The sequence below is a fragment of the Pseudomonas sp. 58 R 12 genome (assembly GCF_900005865.1).
Classification (GTDB): domain Bacteria; phylum Pseudomonadota; class Gammaproteobacteria; order Pseudomonadales; family Pseudomonadaceae; genus Aquipseudomonas; species Aquipseudomonas tritici.
On record NZ_CVTP01000019.1, the window covers coordinates 173,742 to 197,788 of the forward strand.

General features: G+C 59.1%; 27 protein-coding genes. 15 read left to right on the top strand and 12 right to left on the bottom strand.

Annotated features, from left to right (window positions below):
* The first annotated feature begins 6 nt into the window (after positions 1 to 6).
* Both BFP95_RS16430 and BFP95_RS16435 read left to right on the top strand, forming a co-directional pair.
* Complete coding sequence (locus BFP95_RS16430; protein WP_065874887.1) at positions 7 to 264, top strand: AbrB/MazE/SpoVT family DNA-binding domain-containing protein; 258 nt, start codon at positions 7 to 9, stop codon at positions 262 to 264.
* Positions 261 to 656, top strand: coding sequence for a PIN domain-containing protein (locus BFP95_RS16435; protein WP_065874886.1), 396 nt, complete (start codon positions 261 to 263; stop codon positions 654 to 656). The genes BFP95_RS16430 and BFP95_RS16435 overlap by 4 nt, the downstream gene beginning before the upstream one ends.
* A gap of 127 nt (positions 657 to 783) precedes the next feature.
* Here BFP95_RS16435 and BFP95_RS16440 read toward each other — a convergent pair whose 3' ends face one another.
* Together BFP95_RS16440 and BFP95_RS16445 are read right to left on the bottom strand one after the other, a co-directional pair.
* Positions 784 to 1,113: a YXWGXW repeat-containing protein gene (locus tag BFP95_RS16440; protein WP_065874885.1), complete on the bottom strand. Its 330-nt coding sequence runs from the start codon at positions 1,111 to 1,113 to the stop codon at positions 784 to 786.
* Between the two features lie 176 nt (positions 1,114 to 1,289).
* The gene (locus BFP95_RS16445; RefSeq protein ID WP_065874884.1) at positions 1,290 to 2,186 is read right to left on the bottom strand and encodes a LysR family transcriptional regulator; all 897 of its coding nucleotides are present in this window, start codon (positions 2,184 to 2,186) and stop codon (positions 1,290 to 1,292) included.
* 99 nt (positions 2,187 to 2,285) lie between these two features.
* On the opposite strand from BFP95_RS16445, the gene BFP95_RS16450 reads away from it, so the two are divergent.
* A complete protein-coding gene (locus BFP95_RS16450) occupies positions 2,286 to 2,957 on the top strand; it encodes an NADPH-dependent F420 reductase (RefSeq protein WP_065874883.1) in 672 nt (223 codons plus the stop codon).
* Between the two features lie 64 nt (positions 2,958 to 3,021).
* Here the strand turns inward: BFP95_RS16450 and mqo are convergent, their stop codons facing one another.
* Positions 3,022 to 4,668 (bottom strand): malate dehydrogenase (quinone), encoded by a 1,647-nt coding sequence (gene mqo / locus BFP95_RS16455; protein WP_065874882.1) that lies wholly within the window; start codon positions 4,666 to 4,668, stop codon positions 3,022 to 3,024.
* Positions 4,669 to 5,093: 425 nt separating this feature from the next.
* Here mqo and BFP95_RS16460 point away from each other — a divergent pair, with 425 nt between their 5' ends.
* From BFP95_RS16460 to BFP95_RS16470, 3 genes are all read left to right on the top strand, one after another.
* Positions 5,094 to 6,281 (top strand): MFS transporter, encoded by a 1,188-nt coding sequence (locus BFP95_RS16460; protein WP_065910439.1) that lies wholly within the window; start codon positions 5,094 to 5,096, stop codon positions 6,279 to 6,281.
* A gap of 196 nt (positions 6,282 to 6,477) precedes the next feature.
* Positions 6,478 to 7,134, top strand: coding sequence for a Wzz/FepE/Etk N-terminal domain-containing protein (locus tag BFP95_RS16465; protein WP_065910440.1), 657 nt, complete (start codon positions 6,478 to 6,480; stop codon positions 7,132 to 7,134).
* A gap of 343 nt (positions 7,135 to 7,477) precedes the next feature.
* The gene (locus BFP95_RS16470) at positions 7,478 to 8,317 is read left to right on the top strand and encodes a hypothetical protein (protein WP_065910441.1); all 840 of its coding nucleotides are present in this window, start codon (positions 7,478 to 7,480) and stop codon (positions 8,315 to 8,317) included.
* A 56-nt stretch (positions 8,318 to 8,373) separates the two neighbouring features.
* Here BFP95_RS16470 and BFP95_RS30060 read toward each other — a convergent pair whose 3' ends face one another.
* Positions 8,374 to 8,586, bottom strand: coding sequence for a hypothetical protein (locus BFP95_RS30060; protein WP_065910442.1), 213 nt, complete (start codon positions 8,584 to 8,586; stop codon positions 8,374 to 8,376).
* Between the two features lie 272 nt (positions 8,587 to 8,858).
* Here BFP95_RS30060 and dusA point away from each other — a divergent pair, with 272 nt between their 5' ends.
* A complete protein-coding gene (dusA, locus tag BFP95_RS16480) occupies positions 8,859 to 9,845 on the top strand; it encodes a tRNA dihydrouridine(20/20a) synthase DusA (RefSeq protein ID WP_065910443.1) in 987 nt (328 codons plus the stop codon).
* Between the two features lie 331 nt (positions 9,846 to 10,176).
* On the top strand, positions 10,177 to 11,103 hold the full coding sequence (gene tal, locus BFP95_RS16485) for a transaldolase (RefSeq protein WP_065874858.1): 927 nt from the start codon (positions 10,177 to 10,179) through the stop codon (positions 11,101 to 11,103).
* 105 nt (positions 11,104 to 11,208) lie between these two features.
* Here the strand turns inward: tal and rssC are convergent, their stop codons facing one another.
* Positions 11,209 to 11,691 carry an anti-sigma factor antagonist RssC gene (gene rssC / locus BFP95_RS16490; RefSeq protein ID WP_003172602.1) on the bottom strand — a complete coding sequence of 161 codons (483 nt, stop codon included), beginning with the start codon at positions 11,689 to 11,691 and terminating at the stop codon, positions 11,209 to 11,211.
* Entirely contained in the window at positions 11,691 to 12,872 is a 1,182-nt protein-coding gene (gene rssB / locus BFP95_RS16495) for a two-component system response regulator RssB (RefSeq protein ID WP_065874857.1), read from the bottom strand. Before rssB ends, rssC begins: the two co-directional genes overlap by 1 nt.
* A 276-nt stretch (positions 12,873 to 13,148) precedes the next feature.
* On the opposite strand from rssB, the gene BFP95_RS16500 reads away from it, so the two are divergent.
* Positions 13,149 to 13,445 (top strand): PilZ domain-containing protein, encoded by a 297-nt coding sequence (locus tag BFP95_RS16500; RefSeq protein WP_065882199.1) that lies wholly within the window; start codon positions 13,149 to 13,151, stop codon positions 13,443 to 13,445.
* A 60-nt stretch (positions 13,446 to 13,505) separates the two neighbouring features.
* Here the strand turns inward: BFP95_RS16500 and BFP95_RS16505 are convergent, their stop codons facing one another.
* Positions 13,506 to 14,195, bottom strand: coding sequence for an MlaA family lipoprotein (locus BFP95_RS16505; protein ID WP_065882197.1), 690 nt, complete (start codon positions 14,193 to 14,195; stop codon positions 13,506 to 13,508).
* A gap of 195 nt (positions 14,196 to 14,390) precedes the next feature.
* On the opposite strand from BFP95_RS16505, the gene BFP95_RS16510 reads away from it, so the two are divergent.
* Positions 14,391 to 14,999 (top strand): phosphatase, encoded by a 609-nt coding sequence (locus BFP95_RS16510; RefSeq protein WP_065882195.1) that lies wholly within the window; start codon positions 14,391 to 14,393, stop codon positions 14,997 to 14,999.
* A gap of 111 nt (positions 15,000 to 15,110) precedes the next feature.
* On the top strand, positions 15,111 to 15,377 hold the full coding sequence (locus BFP95_RS16515) for a DUF4404 family protein (RefSeq protein WP_065910444.1): 267 nt from the start codon (positions 15,111 to 15,113) through the stop codon (positions 15,375 to 15,377).
* A gap of 136 nt (positions 15,378 to 15,513) precedes the next feature.
* On the opposite strand, the gene queF is transcribed toward BFP95_RS16515, so the two are convergent.
* Entirely contained in the window at positions 15,514 to 16,344 is an 831-nt protein-coding gene (queF, locus tag BFP95_RS16520) for an NADPH-dependent 7-cyano-7-deazaguanine reductase QueF (protein ID WP_065874852.1), read from the bottom strand.
* Between the two features lie 223 nt (positions 16,345 to 16,567).
* Complete coding sequence (locus tag BFP95_RS16525) at positions 16,568 to 17,080, bottom strand: copper-resistant cuproprotein CopI (protein ID WP_065910445.1); 513 nt, start codon at positions 17,078 to 17,080, stop codon at positions 16,568 to 16,570.
* A 155-nt stretch (positions 17,081 to 17,235) separates the two neighbouring features.
* On the opposite strand from BFP95_RS16525, the gene BFP95_RS16530 reads away from it, so the two are divergent.
* Together BFP95_RS16530 and BFP95_RS16535 are read left to right on the top strand one after the other, a co-directional pair.
* A complete protein-coding gene (locus BFP95_RS16530; RefSeq protein WP_065874850.1) occupies positions 17,236 to 17,916 on the top strand; it encodes a heavy metal response regulator transcription factor in 681 nt (226 codons plus the stop codon).
* The gene (locus BFP95_RS16535; RefSeq protein ID WP_065874849.1) at positions 17,913 to 19,259 is read left to right on the top strand and encodes a heavy metal sensor histidine kinase; all 1,347 of its coding nucleotides are present in this window, start codon (positions 17,913 to 17,915) and stop codon (positions 19,257 to 19,259) included. The genes BFP95_RS16530 and BFP95_RS16535 overlap by 4 nt, the downstream gene beginning before the upstream one ends.
* Positions 19,260 to 19,359: 100 nt before the next feature.
* Here the strand turns inward: BFP95_RS16535 and BFP95_RS16540 are convergent, their stop codons facing one another.
* The 3 genes from BFP95_RS16540 to BFP95_RS16550 are packed head-to-tail and all read right to left on the bottom strand — an operon-like array spanning position 19,360 to position 22,606.
* Positions 19,360 to 20,604 carry a lipoprotein-releasing ABC transporter permease subunit gene (locus tag BFP95_RS16540; RefSeq protein WP_065874848.1) on the bottom strand — a complete coding sequence of 415 codons (1,245 nt, stop codon included), beginning with the start codon at positions 20,602 to 20,604 and terminating at the stop codon, positions 19,360 to 19,362.
* Between the two features lie 60 nt (positions 20,605 to 20,664).
* The gene (lolD, locus tag BFP95_RS16545) at positions 20,665 to 21,348 is read right to left on the bottom strand and encodes a lipoprotein-releasing ABC transporter ATP-binding protein LolD (RefSeq protein WP_017477213.1); all 684 of its coding nucleotides are present in this window, start codon (positions 21,346 to 21,348) and stop codon (positions 20,665 to 20,667) included.
* Between the two features lie 7 nt (positions 21,349 to 21,355).
* Positions 21,356 to 22,606 (bottom strand): lipoprotein-releasing ABC transporter permease subunit, encoded by a 1,251-nt coding sequence (locus tag BFP95_RS16550; protein ID WP_065882187.1) that lies wholly within the window; start codon positions 22,604 to 22,606, stop codon positions 21,356 to 21,358.
* A gap of 94 nt (positions 22,607 to 22,700) precedes the next feature.
* Between BFP95_RS16550 and BFP95_RS16555 the strand changes: the two genes are divergently transcribed.
* Both BFP95_RS16555 and BFP95_RS16560 read left to right on the top strand, forming a co-directional pair.
* On the top strand, positions 22,701 to 23,279 hold the full coding sequence (locus BFP95_RS16555) for a PilZ domain-containing protein (RefSeq protein ID WP_065882186.1): 579 nt from the start codon (positions 22,701 to 22,703) through the stop codon (positions 23,277 to 23,279).
* 44 nt (positions 23,280 to 23,323) lie between these two features.
* The gene (locus tag BFP95_RS16560) at positions 23,324 to 24,046 is read left to right on the top strand and encodes a glycerophosphodiester phosphodiesterase (protein WP_065882185.1); all 723 of its coding nucleotides are present in this window, start codon (positions 23,324 to 23,326) and stop codon (positions 24,044 to 24,046) included.
* The last annotated feature ends 1 nt before the right edge of the window (position 24,047 follow it).

Sequence of the window (24,047 nt, forward strand, 5' to 3'; positions counted from 1 at the left end):
ATCACGATGGAGATCTTCAATATGGCTACCGCCACGCTTACGTCGAAAGGGCAAATCACCATTCCCGTTCAGGTCAGAACCGCCTTGGGCCTGGAAACAGGAGACCGCGTTGAATTCGTTGAAATGGAGGACGGTAAATTTTCCATCATGGCAGCGAGTAAAACCGTACATGACCTCAAAGGCCTGATCCGAAAACCCGCCAACGCCGTCTCCCTGGATGAAATGAACCGCGCCATCGCGGCACAAGGAGCGAAAGCTGGATGATCGGGCTGGATACCAATGTGCTGGTTCGCTATGTCACCCAGGATGATCCCGTCCAATCGTCCAAGGCCTCCGAATTGATCGAATCACTCACCAGCGTTTCACCGGGTTTTGTCAGCCTGGTGTCCGTGGTGGAACTGGTGTGGGTTTTACAAAGTTGTTACCAGTCAGCCAAGAGTGAGGTGGTAACCGTTCTGGAAACGCTGTTGCGCACCCGTGAATTGACCATTGAGCACGCCGAGATCATTTGGCAGGCCCTGCGACGCTTCACGGCGAGCAAGGCCGATTTTGCGGACTGCCTGATAGAACGCTGTGCCCATGCCGCTGGCTGCGAATATACCGCCACCTTTGACCTGAATGCTGCGAAGGCGGCAGGCATGAAGCGACTGACCTGAGGCTTGCCGTTGCAGCGCCACTCAGGTCAAAGCGGATGCTGTAAAGCGCTGGGCACCGATCAACTGGGCTCGGCGCCGTTGCGCGAGGTTCGGCTGCCTGGCACCAGGAAGCCGACCCAGCCAAGGCTCAGCGAACCCAGCCACCGCCCTGCCAGTGATACCCATCATTACGTTGCACCCAGTGTGGATGCACATAACGGTAACCCTCGCGCACCGGCTCCCAATGACCATGGACCGCGACATAGCGCCCACCGTCCCAGCGCCAGTAACCACGTGACCATACATAGCCGTAGCGCACGGGCGGTTCGACTTCGATCACCTGCACCGGCGGCGGTTGCGGCGCAACGACTTCCACATACTCACGTTGAACCGGCCTGCGCTCATGCACGACGCGCTCTTGTACACATCCGGATGCGGCGACGACCACGGCCGCCAATGCTGCATAACGTAGCAACATACAAACCCCTCGGACGCTGACGCCCAAACACCTGCAAAATTGAAAATGCCCCCTTTCCCAGCCGCTCTCCTGATCGGCCATGGGTATTTTTTAACAGGAAGTGTCTGTCAGGTTGCTGAACCTGAGGGCGTTGCGCTTATAAGCGCAGACGAAAGGTACAGTGCGCATTTATCCCCTCAAGCCGGGCCAAAACGCTGCAACACGGCCTCGACGAAACGTCGCAACTTAGCCGTACGTTGCCGATTAGCGGTGTAGACCAAATGCATCGCCCGGCTCGGCGCGTCGAAATCCGGCAGCACCCGCACCAAGTCGCCCTTCGCTAACGCCGTACGCAGGAAGTCTTGCGGACCGAGCACAATGCCGAACCCATCCAGTGCAGCCGACATCAGCGCCCTGCTTTCGTTGATCTGCAAGCGGCTGCTTACCTGCACCTTATGCGGCACCGCGCCTTCGTAAAACACCCATTCCCGATCTGCCGGACGCGACCAGAAGGCATAGCCCAGGCACTCGTGATGCTCAAGGTCTGCCGGTTTCAACGGTGTGCCGCTGGCCTTCAGGTACGCCGGCGCTGCACAGACCACCAGGCGATAGGGTGCCAGCGGCCGAGCTGTCAGGCCGGTGGTCGCCAAGGGACCGATGCGAAAGGCCGCTTCATAACCCTCCTCCACCAAGTCGACGAAACGATCCGTGAGGTGCAGGTCAATGTGCACATCCGGGTTGTCGCGCAAAAAACCGGTAATCAACGGCATCAGGCTGTAGGAGCCGAAGGTCACCGGGGCGGTGATTTTCAGCTTGCCACGCGGCGTGTCATTCATGATCTGCGCGAGAGAGTCGGCAGCCTCGGCCTCCGTCAGGATGTGCTTGCAACGCTCGTAATACGCGCTACCCAACTCCGTAAGGCTTTGCCTTCGCGTAGTGCGGTTGAGCAAGCGCGCGCCCAGGCGTTGTTCCAACGCAGTGACATGCTTGGCCACCATCTGCGCGGACATGCCCAAACGCTCGGCGGCGCGGGCGTAGGAACCCAGCTCAGCAGCCATCACAAAGGCGTTCATGCTTGATAAACGGTCCATCATTGCCCACTCCCAGTAACAACATCCACGCCATAACCGTCATTTATCGCCTGATGGTTGCCAATCATCATAGCCACTTCATACCTTCACTGGAGCAAGCACATGAAGATTGGCGTGATTGGAGCAGGTTTTATCGGGCGCGCTGTCGCGCAACTGGCATTGGCGGCCGGGCACGAAGTGATGTTGAGCAATTCCCGCGGCCCACAGACCATGAGCAGTGTGTTGAGCGGCATACTGGGGGTTCAAGTGGGCAGCGCAGATGATGCCGCACAATTTGGCGATGTGGTGCTCGTGGCGATTCCCCTGGAGCATTACCGCAGTGTGCCTGCGCAGTGGCTGGAGGGTAAAACGGTGATGGACGCCAACAATTACTATCCCAACCGCGATGGGCATATCCCGGCACTGGACCGTTTTGAAACCACCACCAGCCGGCTGCTTGCTGACCATTTGCCGCATTCACACGTGGTGAAAGTGTTCAACGCGATCTTCGCGCCAGACCTGACGCAGGATGCCCGCCCTCACGGCGCACCTGACCGTCGCGCACTGCCGGTGGCAGCAGATGACGCGACGGCCAAGGCACGCGTGATCACGTTGCTCGATGAGCTGGGTTTCGATGCCGTAGACGCAGGTGGGCTGGACGATAGCTGGCGGTTTGAGCGAGCCAAGCCGGCGTATTGCGTCCCGCTGGACCAGGCTGGATTGAAAGCAGCGTTGGCGGCGGCTGAGCGTACAGTTGAACTGCCGGCCGTTGAGCGAAACCACAGCCACGCATAAACACCCGCGCACAAAAAAGCCCGCTGACCGTTACCGGTTCAGCGGGCTTTTTCTTAGCCGTTACTTACAGCGCCAGGTCAGACGCTGGCTTGCTCGGCTCAGCCGCAGGCTTGGCAGCCTCGGTCGCCTTTGGAGCAGCCGCTTGCGGAATCACAGGCGGTGTAGGCAGCTGCAGGACGCCGGCAGTGTAGGCCCATTCCTTGGCAACCGCTTCTGGGCTGTCGTTCAGCTTGGTGCCGTAGCTCGGTACGATCTGGTGCAGTTTGGCCTGCCACTCAGGGGTCGCTACCTTATCCTTGAACACTTTTTGCAGCACGGTCAGCATGATCGGAGCCGCGGTCGACGCGCCTGGCGATGCACCCAACAGGCCTGCGATGGTGTTGTCGGCGGAGCTGACCACTTCGGTACCGAGTTTCAGGACGCCGCCCTGCTCTTCGTCACGCTTGATGATCTGCACGCGCTGACCGGCCTGCCACAGGCGCCAGTCGGATTGCTTGGCGTTCGGGAAGTACTCTTGCAATGCCTTGAAGCGGTCGTCATCCGACAGCATCAGTTGACCAGCGAGGTACTCGACCAGCGGGTATTCACGAATACCGACTTTGGTCATCGGCCAGATGTTGTGGGTGGTGGTGCTGGTCAGCAGGTCCAGGTACGAGCCTTCTTTGAGGAACTTGGTGGAGAAGGTCGCGAATGGGCCAAACAGGATCACGCGCTTGCCATCCAGCACACGGGTGTCCAGGTGCGGAACCGACATCGGTGGCGAGCCCACCGAAGCCTTGCCGTAGGCCTTGGCCAGGTGCTGCTCGGCGACAGTTGGGTTGTCGGTCACCAGGAACGAACCACCCACCGGGAAGCCGGCGTATTCCTTGGCTTCAGGAATGCCCGACTTTTGCAGCAGATGCAGGGCACCGCCGCCGGCGCCGATGAACACGAACTTGGCGTCGGTTTCGGTCTTGGTGCCGTCTTTCAGATTTTTGTAGCTCACGCGCCACGAACCGTCGTCGTTGCGGGTGATGTCCTGCACTTCGCTCGACAGTTTCAGGTCGAACTTAGGGGTGGTTTGCAGGTGAGCGACGAACTGGCGGGTGATCTCGCCGAAGTTCATGTCAGTACCCAGCGGGCTCCAGGTGGCCGCGATTTTCTGGTTTGGGTCACGCCCTTCCATCATCAACGGAACCCACTTGGCGATCTGCGCCGGGTCTTCGGAGTACTGCATGCCGGCGAACAGCGGGCTCGCCTTCAGCGCTTCATAACGCTTCTTCAGGAATTTGATGTTGTCATCGCCCCACACAAAGCTCATGTGCGGTGTGGAGTTGATGAATGAACGCGGGTTCTTCAACACACCCTGCTGGACCTGCCAGGACCAGAACTGACGGGAGATCTGGAACGCTTCGTTGATCTCGACCGCTTTAGGGATCTCAACGTTGCCGTTCTTGTCTTCCGGGGTGTAGTTCAACTCAGCCAGGGCCGAGTGACCGGTACCGGCGTTGTTCCAGCCGTTGGAGCTTTCTTCGGCAACGCCATCAAGGCGCTCGACCATTTCCATCGACCAGCCCGGCTCCAGCTCATTGAGCCAGACACCCAGGGTCGCACTCATGATGCCGCCGCCGATCAGCAGCACATCGACTTTCTTTGCCTCTTCCGCGTGAACGGACGTGATCCCCATCGACAAAGCCAGCCCCAGCAGGGCAGTGTTTACTTTTTTAAACATCAGTAGCACCTATGATAAAACGCCATCCGCCCTACCGCCCTTGAATCTTCAAGGCCGCAGGGTGGGCACACAAGACCGACGTATCGACCTCACTTTTATGTCCCTTCTGCGCTGACTTCTTATCATTATTGGCTTCAGCTACCTGGGCGACAGCCAATCGCTGGGACGTATACGGATGTACGTACCCAGGAAAGACTAGACCAAGACGGCGCGCAGAATATCACGGCAAACAGCGTTTATGCGCCGTTTGGCCAATTGACGGCTCTAAATCGAGGGTTTTAACGCACTGGTGTCAAGCGTGGCAGGCGCGACGTGGGGTCACAGGGCAGGAACTCTCACGCAAAAGGCTGTTCTAGACACCTTTGTCGCTGCTTGCGTAGCATCGGCGGCTGTCCTTCGTGCGATCCATCCAAACAGAGTTACCCATGACTACCCAGCAAACACCCGGGCACGTGCTGCCCGCGCGCAGTGCCGCCAAAATGGAAGCGGCCATGGCCGTGGGCGCTTTCGCTATCGGTACTGGCGAATTCGCCATCATGGGCCTGATGCCCGACATCGCCCAGAACCTGGGTCTAAGCGAACCCCAGGTCGGCCACGCCATCAGCGCCTACGCCCTCGGCGTGATGGTCGGCGCGCCGTTGCTGGCCATCCTTGGCGCCAAGCTGCTGCGCAAACACATGCTGCTGTTGCTCATGGGGCTGTATGCCCTGGGTAACCTGGCGACCGCGTTTACCCCCACCTTTGGTTCGCTGGTAGCCTTCCGCTTTATCAGCGGCCTGCCCCACGGTGCCTACTTCGGCATTGCCGCCGTGGTGGCTTCAAGCATGGTGCCCAACGACAAACGCGCCGGCGCAGTCGCCCGCGTAATGATGGGCCTGACCCTGGCCATGCTGCTCGGCAACCCCATCGCCACCTTCCTCGGCCAACACCTGGGCTGGCGCTCGGCGTTTGCGCTGGTCAGCGTGATCGCCCTCTTCACCATCGCCCTGGTCTGGCAGTTCGTGCCGCACCGCCACGACGAACAACGCAGCGACCCGCGCAAAGAACTGCGCGCCTTCACCAAGCCTCAGGTGTGGATGGCCCTGTCCATCGGCGCGATTGGGTTTGCCGGGATGTTCTGCGTGTTCAGCTACCTGGCGCCGACCATGCTCGAAGTGACCAAGGTGTCGCCACAGTGGATTCCGTTCGGCCTCGCCGCGTTTGGCGTGGGTGGGATTATCGGCAATATCGCCGGCGGCAAGCTGTTCGACCGCATGCAGTTCCGGGCGGTGGGGTTGATATTGGTGTGGTCGATGGCCGTGCTGCTGTTCTTCCCCTTCGCGGCGTCCTCGCTATGGGGCGTGCTGCTGAGCATGGGCCTCGTCGGCACCATGGTGGCCCTGGCTGCGCCGCTGCAAATCCGCCTGATGGACATCGCCCACGAAGCCCCGAGCCTGGCGGCGGCGTCCAACCATGCGGCGTTCAACCTGGCGAATGCGCTGGGGCCGTGGTTGGGTGGGATGGCGATCACGGCTGGGTTGGGGTGGACGAGCACCGGGTATATCGGCGCGGTCACCGCATTGGTCGGCCTGGGAATCTACCTGATTGCGCGACGCATGCAGGGTGGGCATTGAGGAACGATCTCGTAGCTTGGCTGATCCTATGGCCGATAGCTTAGGTTAGGGTCGCAGCAGCTTGGAGCGACCCAGTGTAGCGCCGCTCCGAACCCGCCAGGCAAGAGTCATTCCCATCTTGCGTTTGCCATACTATTTCGTGGGCGTATTTTGCTTTTTTCTCTACAATTGCGGAACGTAAACAAAGGAATTTTTCGTGAGCAGTCCAACGCATCCAAACAACCGTCCCAACGATGATGAAATTGATTTGATCCCACTTATCCAAGCATTGTGGGCAAGCAAGATTACGATTATCGCCACAACCCTCGTGGGCGTCGCTGCTTCATTAGCGCTTTACGCCTCATCACCTGAACAATGGACGGCCAGCACTTACATTACCAAGTCATCCTTGTACGATTTATATAAAGAAGTGAACGAAAAGAACGCTCCAGCCAAAACAAGCCCGCTGTCGCTGGAAACCAAGCTGTACAGCACCATACAAAACGATATTTTCTTTTCCGCCATGGGTGTCATGGCAGCCAATTCCATTACCCTGAAAGACACCCCACCCAAGTCAGGTGGAAGTGAGCCCGTTCTGTATATCGTCTCCACCACTGCGACCACGGCAGCGCTGGCTTCATCCCAGCTAAAATCCGCCATGGATAACGCCAACACTCAAGCCATAGCGCTGAACCTGCCGACATTGGCTGCGGGCAACACGCTAAAGGCATTCAATACCCTGGATGAAATCAAAACGTCCACCACTAAGAACACCAAGAAGTATGCCTTCCTGGGTGCCTTTTTAGGGCTGATACTCGGAAGCGTCTTTGTACTCGGCAGGTTTTTTATTCGGCAGTACAAGCAGTCAAACTGATGGAAGACTGTACTGCAGAAACTCCTCGATCAGGAAATAGACAGCGCAGACCAGCAGGGAAGCAATAAAAACAATAAACAATTTCGCGGGAAAAGTTGTTTTCATCAACGATACTTCAAGGAAGTGGAATAGTAGCCTTAAGCCATTATTGCACCGTACCCGCTTTATTTCACAACAATTTCTTGACGAATCTGCGAAAAAACTCACAACCCACAAACGCACGTCAAGGCAAAAAAGCCAGCATCAACGGTCATTTAAACTCTGTTCAGGTAACGTTCAGGTTGGATCCAATGGCGCCAGCCTGTAACATTCTTGTCATATTCATGAATGACAAGGACGTGTTTTGAGCTTTCCCGACAGCAGCGTGCTGCAGAACTTCCCCTCTACGCTCAACCACCGCAACGCCACGATCTTCATTACGCAGAGTGCCGACGACAGCGCCCAGCAGGCGATTCAAGACCTGATCGACACTCGCTATCAGCTCAAAGATCGCGTCAGCGCTCCTCTGAAAGGGATGGAGAATGATCTGTTCGCCAAGTCCCAACCACTCGACAGCCTCAAACCAAAACTGAGAGTGACGTTCGGCCGCTCAAAGCGCGACGGCACATTCGATTGGCCAGTTGAAGAAGTCATCAACACCCTCGGCGCACAGAAACGCGGTGCGCCGGTTGCCGGCCTGTATGGCTTCGGCTACAGAAAGTCGGCACTGGGTTTGATCCAGGAGTTCTTCATCTTCACCCAGATGCTGGATGGCTACCTCAACGGACTGGAATGGCTCAAGCAAGAGCGCGACATCCAGAGCCTGATCAGCGCTTCTTTCAAACTGCTGCACTGCCTGCACGACAAAGGCGTGGTGCATATGGATTTCTGGGCCAACAACGTGATGGTCAACTTAGAACAGCCCACACTCGCCAAGGCCATCGACCTGGAAAACTGCTTCCTCACCCCTTCGGATTTCCTGAGCGAGGTGCTGGCCTTTCAATTCGCATTCTTTTATCGACGGGAAATCTTTCGATTTGTGATCGAGGAGGATTACGACCGGAGGGTAGTGGACGAGTTGGCCAACTATGCGGGGGTTGATCGGGAGCGTTTTGACGAGGTGTACGCGGCAAGCAAACATGAAAATATCAGCCGCCGAGCACGGCGCGAAATTTTCCATAAAGGGACCGTCGTGACGAGCTAACGCTTGTGGCGACAGTCGCTGCGCCGGCTGGGCTGCCCAGCACCACCATTGCTGCATCAATCGTCGTGAAGTAGCCCCGAACCGTACTCGCCATAACTGCTTCCAAGCCCACCACCTCCAAAACTCATTCTGGCGGCCTTGTTGGGGCTGTGGTCGCCGAACGCTTGGCAGCCCCCGGTAAAACAAGGATCGCTGCTCACGCCTGACGAACAAGCGCCCAAAAGCAACGTGCCAGCAATCATCACGACTTTGACAAGGTTCGAGATCATATTTCAATTCCCTGTGGGCTGGAGGCGCGGGAGTCGTCTCTTAAGGAGGATCGTAGACCTCAAGGGCGCAGAGGATGATGAAACTTTGCGCAGTGACAGTGTGGGTTCAGGTTGCCGGTTTGAGGTAAGGCGGCGAGATAGAATGTTAGGCGGCAGATGCGAACTCAATTAACGGCTGTCGACAAACGCTGTTTCCGGAAACAGCATCCCCGACAGCTGACAGGCATCCCTGATAAACTGCGCCCCATTCGCCACGTTGACTCAGATTCCCAATGCCCCTACAAACCGCTCCCCTCTCCCGCCGCTTCTCCGTCGCCCCCATGATGGACTGGACCGACCGCCACTGCCGGTTCTTCCTGCGCCTGCTCTCCAAGCACGCGCTGCTCTACACCGAGATGGTCACCACGGGCGCGATCCTCCACGGCGATCACGACCGTTTCCTGCGCCACAACGAAGCCGAGCACCCGCTTGCACTGCAATTGGGGGGTAGCGTGCCCGCCGACCTGGCCGCCTGCGCACGTATGGCCGAAGCCGCGGGCTACGACGAAGTAAACCTGAACGTCGGCTGCCCCAGCGACCGGGTGCAGAACAATATGATTGGGGCGATTTTGATGGCGCACCCTGCCCTGGTAGCCGATTGCGTGAAGGCGATGCGCGATGCGGTGTCGATTCCGGTGACCGTGAAGCATCGGATCGGGATCAACGGGCGGGACAGTTATGCCGAGCTGTGTGATTTCGTCGGCCAGGTTAACGAGGCAGGCTGCACCAGTTTTACCGTGCATGCGCGGATTGCGATTCTCGAAGGGTTGTCGCCGAAGGAGAATCGCGACATTCCGCCGTTGCGCTATGACGTGGCGGCCCAGTTGAAGCAGGACTTTCCGGAGTTAGAGATTATTCTCAACGGCGGGATCAAGACGTTGGAGCAGTGCCATGAGCATCTGCAGACGTTTGATGGGGTGATGCTGGGGCGCGAGGCTTATCACAATCCTTATTTGCTGGCGGAGGTGGATCAGCAGTTGTTTGGTAGCACGCTGCCGGTGATCAGTAGGGCTGAGGCGTTGGCGCAGTTGCGGCCTTATATTGCTGAGCATTTGGCCGGGGGTGGGACGATGCATCACATTACTCGGCATGTGTTGGGCTTGGGGACGGGTTTCCCGGGGGCTCGCAGGTTCAGGCAGCTGCTGTCGGTGGATATCCATAAGGCGAGTGATCCGTTGGCGTTGTTGGATCAGGCGGGAGAACTGTTGGAAGGACGGTGATGAGGGTGTGCCAGTCGGGGCAGGAGGTGACTGGACTGGCGCTTTCGCGAGCAAGCCCGCTCCCACAGCTGGATTAGCGTACCCCTGGTAGATATCGGCGGCTGTGGTGCCGCTATCGCAGGCAAGCCAGCTCCCACATTTAATCGTGGTGTTCATGCGCTACTTCGGTTGAACCTGCTGGCCGTTTTGCCCTCCTATTTAGCAGCCAGACCTGCCATTCAAACGGCTGTTTTCAGGTTGTTGCCCTCGCAAACGATCGAACGCATTTGCGCCCTTGAGCGCCTGCCGGCGCTCGGGTAATGTCATCAGACCCATAGGACAGAGCACGCCCATGACTTCCAAGCTGGAACAACTCAAGCAGTTCACCACCGTCGTAGCCGATACCGGCGATTTTTCTACCCTCGCCAAGCTCAAGCCGCAAGACGCCACCACCAACCCTTCCCTGCTGCTCAAGGCGGCCTCGATTCCGGGCTATGCCAAGCTGCTGGATGAGTGCGTACAGGACTGCAACGGCGACGTGGGCCTGGCCAGCGATCGCTTTGCGGTGGCGGTGGGTCAAGAGATCCTCAAAGTGGTACCGGGCCGCATTTCCACCGAGGTGGATGCCCGTCTGTCGTTCGACACTGACGCCGTACTCAAGCGTGCGCACCGTCTGATCGACCTGTACGACAAAGCTGGCGTTGGCCGCGATCGCGTGCTGATCAAGATCGCTTCCACCTGGGAAGGCATCCGCGCCGCCGAACAGCTGGAAAAAGAAGGCATCCAGACCAACCTGACCCTGCTGTTCTCGTTCGCCCAGGCCGTGGCGTGTGCAGAGGCTGGTGTGTTCCTGATTTCGCCGTTCGTGGGCCGTATCTACGATTGGTACAAGAAGGCCAACGGCAACGACTACACCGGCTCCGAAGATCCGGGCGTGCAGTCGGTGACGCGTATCTACAACTACTACAAGGCCAATGGCTACAAGACGGTGGTGATGGGTGCGAGCTTCCGTAACCTGAGCCAGATCGAAGAGTTGGCTGGGTGTGATCGCCTGACCATCAGCCCTGACCTGCTGGAGAAGCTGGCGGCGGATGAAGGCAAGCTGGAACGTAAATTGTCGCCAGGCCATGCCGGTGAAGCGCGTGTGCACCTGACTGAAGCGCAGTTCCGTTGGGAGTCCAACGAGGATGCGATGGCGACTGAGAAGTTGGCGGAAGGGATTCGTCAGTTTGCTCGGGATCAGGAGAAGCTGGAGGCGCTGTTGTCGGCCAAGCTGTAAACGCGGCGACGGCAAAAAGGGCGGTACCCTCGCGGGTACCGCCCTTTTTTGTGCCCACTGTCTCAAGCCAGCTCCCACATTTGACTGTATTTCAGCAATTGGGGATCAGTGGCGTTCCAGCGCGTTGACGAGGTCGTGGAAGGCTTCGCGATTGGACTCGTTGAGGCCCATCAGGATCTTGTGTGCCTCCAGCACTTTCACACGCACCACTTCCTCGGACTGGTCCTGCGACGGCAGGTCAGTCAGGCATTCCGGGCAGGGGATCGGGCGATCAACAATGTTGAACACCTGGTCAAAGCCCATGGACTGCAGCAGCCGGGTAATGTCTTCGTGGGTGGTGACGACCGTAGGCAACAGGCCGACCTTCTGCCGAGACAGAATGGATAACTTGGCCAACAGCCCAAGGGTGGTGCTATCGATGCTGCGGGTTTCGGTCAGATCGATCACGATCGCCGAGAAATTCAGTGCTGTGAAAATCCGCTCAATCGTCGCATCCAGCGCCGAACACAAGGTCAGGCGCACTTCACCGACAAATTTCAGGACGAAGGTCCCGTCTTGCTCGGCGAATTGGATTCTTCCGGTACTCATCAAAGATTCCTGCTCAACACCAATAGGGCGATATCATCCGGCATCTCCCCTAGCGTGGCCAATCCAAAAACCTGCCGCAGGCCATCCAGGCTGCCGCCCGCCGACTTGACCTTCTGGGGCAAGGCGGCTTCTTTCTCTTTGAGTGTAGGCTCTGGAAGGAGGTCCAGGATGCCGTCGGACATCAGCGTAAGGCTGAACGTCGGCGGCAGTTCCAGGATGTGGTCTTCGTAGGTGGCTTCATTGAACAAGCCTACGGGCAGACCACGCCCTTCCAGGTAACGCACACTGTCCGGAGTGTATAACACTGGCATCGGCAGGTGACCGCCGATGCTGTAGGTCAAAAGACCGGTTTCTTCGTCAATAACGCCGCCGACCATCGTCACGTGCTTGCCCAGCTTGCAGCTGATCAAGCCCCGGTTGATGTGGCCCAGCACCTCGGAGGGGGTGAACTCCGGCAAGGTGCCATTGCGTTTGGATTCGAACAGCAGCCGTGTGGTCATGAACTTCAACAACACGGTGACAAAAGCCGAGGAAGCACCATGGCCAGAGACGTCGGCCAGGTAGAACGCGACACGCCGCTCGTCAACGCGGAAGTAATCGACAAAATCACCCGACAGGTACAGCGAAGGGATGATCTGGTGTGCAAACTGGAATTCGTCGATGGTCCAGGGGCTGACTGGCAGCATGTTCATCTGCACCTGGCGACCGGCGTTCTGGTCTTCCTGAAGCAGGTTAAGGCTGGCTTCTAGTTCGCGGTTGGCGGTTTCGAGCTTTTCGCGGTAGCGCTGGTTTTCCACCAGAAGGCGTGCACGATCCAGGGCACGGCGCACCGAGTGCTCCAGCACCGCCAGGTCTTCCAGGGGCTTGATCAGGTAATCGGCAGCCCCCAGGCGCAGGGCTTCGACGGCATCGTTCATCACGCCGGCACCGGACACGACAATCACCGGCGTCTGCGGGGCGAGCTCAGTCACCTGGCGAATCAGCTCGAGGCCGCCCATCTGGGGCATGCGCAGATCGCAGATCACGAGGTCAGGCTGTTCGCGCTCGAATACCTGGAGACCCTGTTGGCCATTACTGGCCTGCAGGACGCTGAAGCCACTGTCTTCCAAATAGGCCGCTAGGCTCGCGCGCACTACTTCGTCGTCATCGATTATCAGCAGCGTGGCACTGGTTTTTTGCATGTGGGCAAACGGCGCCAGAATTAGGTTGGCGTAGGCGGCTCGGCAATGGCCGGGCTCACGTACTGGATTCGCTTTCTAGCCTCTCTGTCCTACAAAGCATTGGGATTTTGCCCATGCACAAAGGTAAAGCAGAGGTGCCCTTCTAAGGCGCAGACGGTACTCCCATCCGACAGGGGTTTCAAGCTCATGCCGATGGTCGCCGGACGTCTTTACACCGCAAATCACCGAGAGTTATAAGAACAGGCACGACCACAACACAAAGTAAGGATGAAACCTATGAGCGAGCACGAGCGCGACTACGCTGAAAAACGCGATTTCATCCGCATGCGTGTGGATGCCGATGTGTCTCTGATCCACGCGGGGCAAGAGATTGCGGGGGTGTGCGTGGACCTTTCCAGCTCTGGTATGCAGGTACAGGCACCTCGCCAGTTCAACGTCGGCGACCTGCTGACCGTGCGCATCGATTCGGAGCACGCCGCACTGAAAGGACTGGAGGCGGATACCGAGGTGGTGTGGGCCAAAGCCACAGGTGAAGACCAGCACCTTGGTCTTAAAATCCTGAAGATGCGCTGAAAGACGCGCACAAAAAAGGCGACCGCTGGGTCGCCTTTTTTCATTTCAAAACGTCACAGCTTAGAAGTCGTCGACAACCTTGCCATCCTTGACCTTGAACTCGCGATTCTGCAGGTAGGCGTTGCGGATGAAGGTGTACTTGTCACCTGTGATCAGTTTTTCGCTGTCGAGCAGGCTGGCGCGGGTGTCAACAATGCCCAGGCCCATGACACTGTTACGCAGGGAAACATCATCCATGTAGCGGTACGGCTGCGTGTAGCTGTCCACGTACTTGGACGGCGCATCGCGCAGTGTGCTTGGGCCCAGCAGCGGAATCATTACGTATGGACCGCTGCCAACACCCCAGTAGCCGAGGGTCTGGCCGAAGTCTTCATCGCTGCGTTGCAGCCCCATTTTGGTGCCCACATCAATAAAGCCCAGCACGCCGAAAGTGGTGTTGACCAGCAAACGGGCAGTGTCGACACCGGCATTGTGAGGTTTGAGCTGCAGCACGTTGTTGGCCAGGTTGCCGACATCCCCGATATTGCGGAAGAAGTTGTGGATACCGTCTTCGACAAATTGTGGGGTAATCCACTCATAGCCCTGAGCCAGTGGCTTGAGGGCATAAGTATCAACCGTGTCGTTGAACGTGAAGATCGGGCGGTTGATACTTTCCCATGGATCATCTTCCGACGCCGCGTGTGCGGCGAACGGGGCCAGCAAGACAGTGGCACACACCGACAGCTGAGCGAAGTAGTGGCTCCAGCGCATAGCTTTTGCTCCTTGAATGGTCTGTCATGGGCGCTATGCCCTGAATAAGGCGTTCAGTATATGACGGAAGTGTCCAATTAGGCAGCTTCCGGGATCTGTCGCACGCAAAATGGACAAAATTCCTACAATTAACAATCTTGTCATCGACTTGTCATCCAGCCTCGATAGCGTTAGAGCTATTTCAGGGATGTCGACATGCCTCACGCTGAAATAGCCATCGCCAGTGCTCCCGCCTTGACTGCCGTCTTGTTTGGCTTGAGTGGCTGCCTGGTGGACTTCGGTTCCCGGGCGCGCACCGATTCGACCTCCCCCGATTCCCAAGCCACACCTGGCGCGCTGAAAATCCTGCGCAGCCTCAAGGAACAAGGCGTCCCCTGCGCCTGGCTGGATGAACTCCCTCCCTCTGTCACTACGCCCCTGGCCGTCACGCTGCCAGACTGGGTCAAGGCGACGCCACCTTCCTCGATCCGCTGGCCGGCGCCGCATGCCTGCTGGCAAGCCTTGATGGCGCTGAACATCGAACGCCTGGGAGGCTGCGTGTTGGTCAGCGGCGAACCGCGCCTACTGCAATCTGGGCTCAATGCCGGATTGTGGACCATCGGCCTGGCCTCCTGCGGCTCGCTGTGCGGCATGGCACCGGAACAATGGCAAGCGCTGAGCGAACAGGAACGCGAACACAAGCGCGGCAAGGCCACCGTCGCTCTGTACGGGTTGGGCGTGCACTCGGTCATTGATCACCTGGGCGAACTCGGCACCTGCTTGGCCGACATCAGCCTGCGCCAGCTCAAAGGCGAGAAGCCCTGACACGGATCATGCACAGTCGCCGCCGGTGGATTAATCTACAGGTCAGCCCGTAGACCTTTCTCGGCGTGCCGCGGTCTATGCCAGTGCCTATCGAATAAAAGGAAACATGTCATGCCTGATCGCAAAAAACTGGAAGAACAGATCGAGATCCTGCGCGGGCAGTTGGAACAGGAACCGCCGCTGTCGGAAGAGAAACGTGAAGCGCTGGAGGCCTTGATTGCCAAGTTTGAATTACAACTTGAACTGGAACCGGCCACACAGACACCCAGTATTTCTGACGATGTGAATCAAGCTGCTATCGAGTTCGACGCCGAACACCCGGTCATTTCCGGGACTTTGCGCAATATCATGATCACCTTGGGCAACATGGGGATCTGATCCCTGCCCCAAGCCAAACGCAGAACCTAATGTGGGAGCTGGCTGGCCTGCGATAGCGATCTCTCAGTCATTCTTCAGTCGACTGATACACCGCCATCGCAAGCCAGCCAGCTCCCACATTTGCTTTATATGAAGGCTACTGACGAGCCAGGCGCACGTTCTGGAACGCCACCTCTTCCGTGCTGCGATACGGGTTGATATCCAACCCGCCACGCCGCACATACCGCGCATATACGGTCAACTTCTCAGGCTTGAGCAAACGCTGCAGGTCGAGAAAGATGCGCTCTACACACTGCTCATGGAAGTCCGAGTGCTGGCGAAAGCTCACGAGGTATTCCAGCAGACTGGCGTGATCCAGCGCCGAGCCACGGTACTCCACCACCACACTGCCCCAGTCAGGCTGGCTGGTCACCGGGCAGTTGGATTTGAGTAGATGGCTGTGCACGCTCTCCTCCACCGTGCGCGAATCATCGCAACGCAGCAATTCCGGACGGGGGTGCTCGTAGTTGCTGACGCTGATATCCAGCTCATCAATGCACACACCCGGCAACGCCATCACGCCTTCAGCCTCGATTTCGGCCAAGCTGCGGATGCGCACGCTCACAGGTTTACCTGCGGCTGCGCTGAGGTCGGTACGCAGGGTCGCTTCAAGGCTGGCCGTATCGGCGAACGCGGTCTGATTCAACGAGTTGAGGTACAGCTTGAACGACTTGGACTCGATGATGTTCGGCGAATCGGCCGGAATGCTGAATTCACCGATGGCCACCACCGGCTTGCCGGACGGCAGCAGCCAGGACAGTTCGAAGCAGTTCCAGAAATCCACGCCCTTGTAAGGCAAGGTCTCGGCGCTCAGGCCCAGCTCGGCCCATTTGGCCGCGCGCGGGATCGGGAACAACAACGAAGGTGTATAGGTGGAGATGTATTCACTGGACTTGCCCAGCGGCGAATGTTCGGCTGCGGGATGCATGGCGGAAACCTGGCTAAATAAACCGCGCCAGTCTACCAGCCTTTGCTCCTACCCTTAAGAAACACAGCACCGCCCCGCCCCGTAGCAGCTGTCGAGCCTTGGCGAGGCTGCGTCAGCGGTGCGCCTGAAACTCCGCAAACGCAGCCTCGCCAAGGCTCGACAGCTGCTACGCAAAGCTCAGGCAAGCTCTTCACCCGACCAGCTTAAAGACGCCATCTGCGAATTAGTTGACGTTAAGCTTGCCGACCATCCCCGCTTGATAATGCCCCGGCAGGTTGCAGGCAAACTCCAGGCCCGTGGCTTTGGTGAACGTCCAAGTCAGCTCCGCAGTTTTACCGGGTTCAACCAATACGCTATTGGGGTCATCGTGCTTCATCGCGCCATGGCCCATGGCGCTGTGGTCCATTTCGCTCATACCGGTGGCGGTGAGCATGCCACTGGCCTGCATCTGTAACATTTCCTTCTGATGCTCGGCATGCATCGCTGCATCGCCCAGGTTGAATTCGTGGAGCAACTGGCCCTTGTTGACCAGTACAAAGCGCACCGTCTCACCGGCTTTTACGTCAATGGACTTGGGCGAAAAGGAAATGTCCTGCAGCGTCACTTCCACGGTGCGAGTGGCTTTGCTCGCAGGGGCTGCCTGGCCGAACGCATAGGCGTGCGCCGCATCAGCCACCGCATCGAAACTCAACGCCAGCAGGCAACCCGCCAACACCAGGGGTGTACGCAACGCCATGTCTATTCTCCAAAAATGTGCAACGAGCTTGGGCAGCACTCTAAGATGACGCCGCTGCCAGCCAGCTGACTGCTAGATTACAACTTTGTCAGCTTGGCCCCCTGCCCTGGCACCCAAGGTATAAAGCCGTCGTGAACCGTTGCCAAGAGCCGCCCATGAAACTGCTGATCGTCGAAGACCAACCCAAAACCGGCCAGTATCTGCGCCAGGGCCTGGCCGAGGCGGGCTTTACAACCGAATTGGTGGCCGACGGTACCAGCGGCCAGCACCTGGCACTGACCGGCGACTACGACTTGCTGATCCTCGACGTGATGCTGCCCGGCCGTGATGGCTGGCAAATCCTCCAAGCCGTGCGCAGCGCCGGCCTGGACATCCCGGTGCTGTTCCTCACCGCCCGCGACGCGGTGGAAGACCGAGTGCACGGTCTTGAGCTGGGCGCCGACGATTACCTGGTCAAGCCCTTCGCCTTTTCCGAACTGCTGGCCCGCGTACGCAGCCTGTTGCGCCGTGGCAGCAGCTCGCCTCAGGAAACCGCACTGCAACTGGCCGACCTGCGCCTGGACCTGATCCGCCGTCGCGTCGAACGGCACGGCCAGCGCATCGACCTGACTGCCAAGGAATTCTCCCTGTTGGAACTGCTGCTGCGCCGCCAGGGCGAAGTGCTGCCCAAATCGCTGATCGCCTCCCAGGTCTGGGACATGAATTTCGACAGTGACACCAACATCATCGAAGTAGCGATCCGCCGCCTGCGCCTGAAAGTCGACGATAACTTCCCCACCAAACTGATCCACACCGTACGCGGCATGGGTTACGTGCTGGAGGAGCGCGCCAATTGATCAAGCGCCTGTCCCTGGCCAGCCGCCTGGCGCTGCTGTTTGCCGCCTGCACGGCGGTGGTGTCGCTGATCGCCGGCGTACTGTTCAACCACGCCAGCGAGGCGCACTTCATTGAGTTGGACCAGCAACAGCTCGACAGCCAACTGGTGGCGCTGCGCAGCACCTTGCAGGGTGTCGATTCGCCAGACGCATTCGCCAGACATGAAGCGCAACTGCGTGCCGAACTCAATCGCCAACCCGAGCTGAGGCTGCGCATCACCGCCGCCGGCCAGCGCTGGCTGGACGATGCGCCAGGCGTGAGCTTGCCCGACGCGCCCGGCCTGCACAGCCTGCAAAATGCCGGCACCGACTATCGGGTGTACAACGCACCGCTGAGGGCAGACCCACCCGACTCCCCCCAACTGACGCTGATGCTCGACATCACCCACCACCAGCATTTCCTGCAGCGCATGCAGCACCTGATCTGGCTCACCGTCGGCCTGTCGGCCCTGGCCACCGCCCTGCTCGGCGCCTGGGCCGCGCGCAGTGGGTTGCGGCCGTTGCGACGCATGGGTGAAGTGGCCGCAGGTGTGTCCGCGCACTCCCTGACCCAGCGCCTGCCCCAGCAACACATGCCGGTGGAACTGGCCGAACTGGCCCAGGCCTTCAACGCCATGCTGGGTCGACTGGACGATGCGTTCCAGCGTCTCTCAGCGTTCTCCGCCGATATCGCCCATGAACTGCGTACGCCGCTGTCGAACCTGCTGACCCATACCCAAGTCATCCTGACCCAGCCGCGCCCGCTGGAGGATTACCGCGAGGCGCTGCACAGCAACCTGGAAGAGCTGCAATGGATGGCGCAGCTGGTAAACGACATGCTGTACCTGGCCAAAGCGGATCATGGCTTGCTCATGCCCAAACGCGAGCCTTTGGCGCTGGCAGATGAAGTGGATGCTTTGCTTGAGTTTTTCGCGTTGCTGGCGGAAGACGCCCAAGTCAGCCTGATTCGCGAAGGTACTGCCCATACGCTGGGTGATCGCGGCATGTTGCGTCGCGCCCTGTCGAACTTGCTGGATAACGCGCTGCGGTTTACGCCAGCGGGTGGCGAAGTACGGGTACGGATGACGGATGGCGTGAGGTTGACGGTTGAGAACACCGGGGAAGGCGTTCCACCGGAGCTGTTACCGAAGTTGTTTGACCGCTTCTATCGGGCGGATCCGGCACGGCACGAGGGCAGCAGCGAGCATGCGGGGCTAGGGTTGGCGATTACCCAATCGATCGTGCGGGCACATGGGGGGAGGATTTTTTGTGAGTCTGAGGCCGGGTTGACGCGGTTTGTGATTGAGTTGCCCAAGGGGGATTGATGCAAGCTGGGCCGGCCCTATCGCAGGCAAGCCAGCTCCCACATTTTGAAATGCATTCCAAATGTGGGAGCTGGCTCGCCTGCGATAGCGGTCTAAAGGCTTAGGAATACCTCAGCGCATGCGCCGGCTCAATCTTCGCCGCCCGATACGCCGGATACAGCGTCGCCAAAAAGCTCAACACAAACCCCGCCGTGCAAATCAGCAGCACATCCCCACCTTGCAGTTCCGAAGGCAAGTTGCTGACAAAGTACACATCCGAACTGAAGATATGCTGCCCGGTCACCCGCTCGACCCAGCCCACCAGCTCACTCACGTTCAGCGCCGCAATCACGCCCAGCACACCACCGATCAAGGTGCCGACGATACCGATCACCGTGCCCTGCACCATGAAGATCGCCATGATCTGCCGTGGCGTGGCGCCGATGGTGCGCAGGATCGCAATGTCCGCGCCTTTGTCGTTCACCACCATGATCAAGGTCGCAATGATGTTGAACGCCGCCACGGCGACGATCATCAGCAACAGCAGGCCGATCATGGTCTTTTCCATTTTCATTGCGCTGAACAGGCTGCCTTGGGTGTGCGTCCAGTCATCAGGCTTATAGCCCGCGCCCAGGCTGGCGGCGATATCCGCCGAGACTTTTGGCGCCGCATACAGGTCTTTCACCGCCAGGCGCACGCTCTGTACCTGGTTCGGCTGCCAATGTTGAATTTCCGCGGCGTCGGCCATGTGGATCAAGGCCATCGAACCATCCAGCTCGGCGCCGACCTTGAAGATGCCCACAACGTTCAAGCGCTGCATACGCGGGGTGATGCCACCCGGTGCGGTGCTGATTTCCGGCACGATCAGGGTCAGCTTGTCGCCCACATTCAAGCGAAAGCGCCGGGCGGTGATTTCGCCGACTACCACGCCGAACTCACCGGGCTTCAGGTCATCCAGTTTGCCGCGCACAATGTGCTGGGCCACGATCGACACCTTGCCTTCCTGGGCCGGGTCGACGCCGCTGATCTCGATCGGCTGCATCGCGCCCTTGTAGGAGAACATGCCGTCCATCTGCGTGAAGGGTACTGCAGCAGTCACTTCCGGATTCTTCATCGCGGCGGCGGCCACTGGCTGCCAATCGTCAATCGGGTTCACACCGACGATGGTGGCGTGAGGCACCATGCCGAGGATGCGCGAGCTCATTTCGCGCTGGAAGCCGTTCATCACCGACAGCACCACGATCATCGCCAATACGCCCAGGGCGAGGCCGATCATCGAGGTCATCGAGATAAACGAGACAAAACGGTTGCGGCGCTTGGCGCGGGTATAGCGCGTGCCGATGAAAATCGATAACGGTCTGAACATTCGTGGGCACCGTTGAAAAATGAAAAAGCCCAGCGCTTAAGGCGCCGGGCTTGAAACGGGTCAGATGGCGACCAGATGACCTTCCTGCAGGTGCAACACGCGGTCCATCTGCCGGGCCATGCTCATGTCATGGGTCACCACGAGGAACGCGGTGCGCATCTGGGTGCTCAGTTCCAGCATCAAATCCTTGATGCCTTGGGCAGTGTGGGAGTCGAGGTTGCCGGTGGGCTCGTCGAGCATCACCAGGCCCGGGTTGTTCACCAGGGCACGGGCAATCGCCACACGCTGGCGCTCGCCGCCGGACAGTTCGGCCGGTTTGTGCTCCAGGCGATGGCCGAGGCCGACGCGCTCCAGCAAGGCCTTGGCGCGCTGGCGGGCTTCCGGGATCGCGGTCTTGCCGATCAGCAGCGGCATGCACACGTTTTCCAGCGCAGTGAATTCCGGCAACAGGTGGTGGAACTGGTACACAAAACCGAGCGAACGGTTGCGCAGTTGCCCACGGGCCTTTTCACCGAGGGCCGACAACTCTTCGCCGGCCAGCCACACGCTGCCCTGGGACGGCGTATCGAGCCCGCCCAGCAGGTTCAACAAGGTACTTTTGCCGGAACCCGAACTGCCGACGATCGCCACGCGCTCGCCGGGGTGCAGCTCAAGTTGCAGGTTGGACAACACGACTACCGATTCCGGGCCCTCCTCGTAGGATTTGCCCAGGTTCCGGCAGCTCAGGATTGCTTTTTCACTCATGCCCGATTCACTCATAACGTAAGGCCTGTGCTGGCTGGGTACGTGCCGCGCGCCAGGCTGGATACAGGGTGGCAAGGAAACTCAGGACCAACGCAGCGCCGCCCACCATCAACACGTCCTGGGTCTGCACCTGGGACGGCAAGTAGTCGATGAAGTAGACGTCAGCGTTGAGAAACTTGTGGCCGAGCACGTTTTCCAGTGCGGCAATGGCAGCGCTCACATTCAACGCAGCCAGAATCCCGACGGCGGTGCCGATCAAGGTGCCGACCACGCCAATCACCGTGCCTTGCACCATGAAGATCGCCATGATCTGCCCCGGCGTGGCGCCAAGCGTGCGCAGGATGGCGATATCGCCCTTCTTGTCATTCACCACCATCACCAGCGTGGAGATGATATTGAAGGCCGCCACGGCGACGATCAGCAGCAACAGCAGGCCGATCATGGCTTTTTCCATGCGGATGGCCTGGTACAGGTTGCCGTGGGTACGGGTCCAGTCGCGGGCGTAGTATTGGCTCTCACCCAAATGCTGGGCGATTTCCCAGGCACCGCGCGGCGCGTCGAACAGGTCGTTGAACTTCAGGCGCAAGCCCTGCACCTGGTCCGGCTGCCAGCGATGCAGGCGAGCCAGGTCGGTGAGGTTGGTCAGGCCGAGGTAGCCGTCGATCTCGCCGGCACCCACGTGGAAGGTGCCCACCACGGTAAAGCGCTTCATGCGCGGAAACATGCCGGCCGGGGTCACGGTGACTTCCGGCGCGACGAAGGTCAGCTTGTCGCCGAGGCCCACGCCGAGCTTGGCCGCTGCCTTGTCGCCGATCACGATGCCAAAGCTGCCCGGCGCCAAGTCATCGAGTTTGCCCTGCAGCATGAACTTGTCGATGATCGAGACGTTGCGTTCCTGGGTCGGATCGATGGCATTGAGCAGGATCTTCTGCACCTTGCCGTCGTTGGTCAGCAACCCCTGCATCTGGGTAAACGGCGCAACGGCCAGTACCTTGGGGTTCTGCTTGACCTTGTCGGCCAGGCTTTGCCAGTCACTGATGGGCGCATCGCCCTCAATGGTCGCGTGGGGCACCATGCCCAGCACGCGGGTGCGCATCTCATGATCGAAGCCGTTCATCACCGAAAGCACCACGATCATCACGACCACGCCCAAGGCGAGCCCGATCATCGAGGTTAGGGAAATGAACGACACAAAATGATTGCGACGCTTTGCACGGGTATAACGCGTGCCGATAAATACGAAGAGAGGTCTGAACATGTCGGGGCTTGTTCGGAGGAAAAGAAGACGTCCCGGTGGCGGGGTCTGGTAAGCAGCTTTACACTCAGACCATTACCGTTACCTGGGGTTCGCCATGTCGACATTAGATGAAGAAGAGCGCCGCGAATACTACCGTATCGACGACATGATCGCACTCCAAATCAAAAGCCTGTCTGCCCCCGAAGCGGCGAGCAAGGAAGTGTTGCTGGATGATTCGCCGCTGTTCAACCTGCTCAGCGAGTTGCACCTGAGTGAATTCGAAGCCCAGCACCTGTTGCGTCAGCTCAGCGAGAAGGATCGCACCCTCGCCGCCTTCCTCCGCGTGCAGAACAAACGCGTGGACCTGCTCAGCCAGATCATGGCGCGCGGCCTGCTGGATGAGGTCGGCGCACCGCAACCGGTGATCATTTCCGAAGGCGGTATCGACTTCCAACACCCCACTCCCCTGGCGACTGACGCACACCTCGCGGTCAAACTGGTGCTGATGCCCCAGGCGCTCGGCTTGCTGCTGCGCGCGCGGGTCACCCATTGCGATCCCAAAGGCGATGGCTTTGACGTCGGCACGGAATTCGAATCCATGACCGATGCCCAACGCCAACTGCTGGCGCGCTACATCCTGCAGAAACAGGCCCAGGAACGGCGCCTGGCGCGGGAACAAAGCGACGACATCTGAATTTGTATTCACTACGCCAGTCATCCTGGCGCGAAGGAGCAACTGTGACCCTGATCTACGGCCATCGCGGTGCCAAAGGCGAAGCACCGGAAAACACCCTGACCAGCTTTCAGGAGTGCCTCAAGCACGGCGTACGCCGTTGCGAACTGGACTTGCACCTGTCCATGGACGGCGAGTTGATGGTCATCCACGACCCGACCCTCAAACGCACCGCCGACCGGCGTGGCAAGGTCGTCGAGTATTCGGCGGCGGACCTGGTGAAGATGGATGCGCGCAAAGGCGGCCCGGGCTGGATTCAGCCGTGCCCGATCCCGCGCCTGGAGGAGCTGTTCGAAAAGTGCGACTTCGATCACTGGCAACTGGAAGTCAAAAGCGCCTCACGCACCCGCGCCACCACCACGGTACTGGCGATCCGCGAGATGGCCGTGCGCTTTGGCCTGATGGACAAAGTCACCGTCACTTCAAGTTCACGGGAAGTGTTGAAAGCAGCGGTTGACCTCACCCCCGACCTGTCACGCGGCCTGGTGGCCGAATACGCCTGGCTCGACCCGCTGAAGGTCGCGCAAAACTACGGTTGTGAGTATCTGGCGTTGAACTGGACGTTGTGCACCCCTGAGCGTCTGGAAAAAGCCCAGCGCCAGGGTTTGCACGTGTCCGTGTGGACAGTCAACGAACCTGCGCTAATGCGCAGGCTCGCCGACTTCGGCGTAGATAGCCTGATTACAGACTTTCCCGGTTTGGCCACTGCCACCCTCGGGAATTACTGAA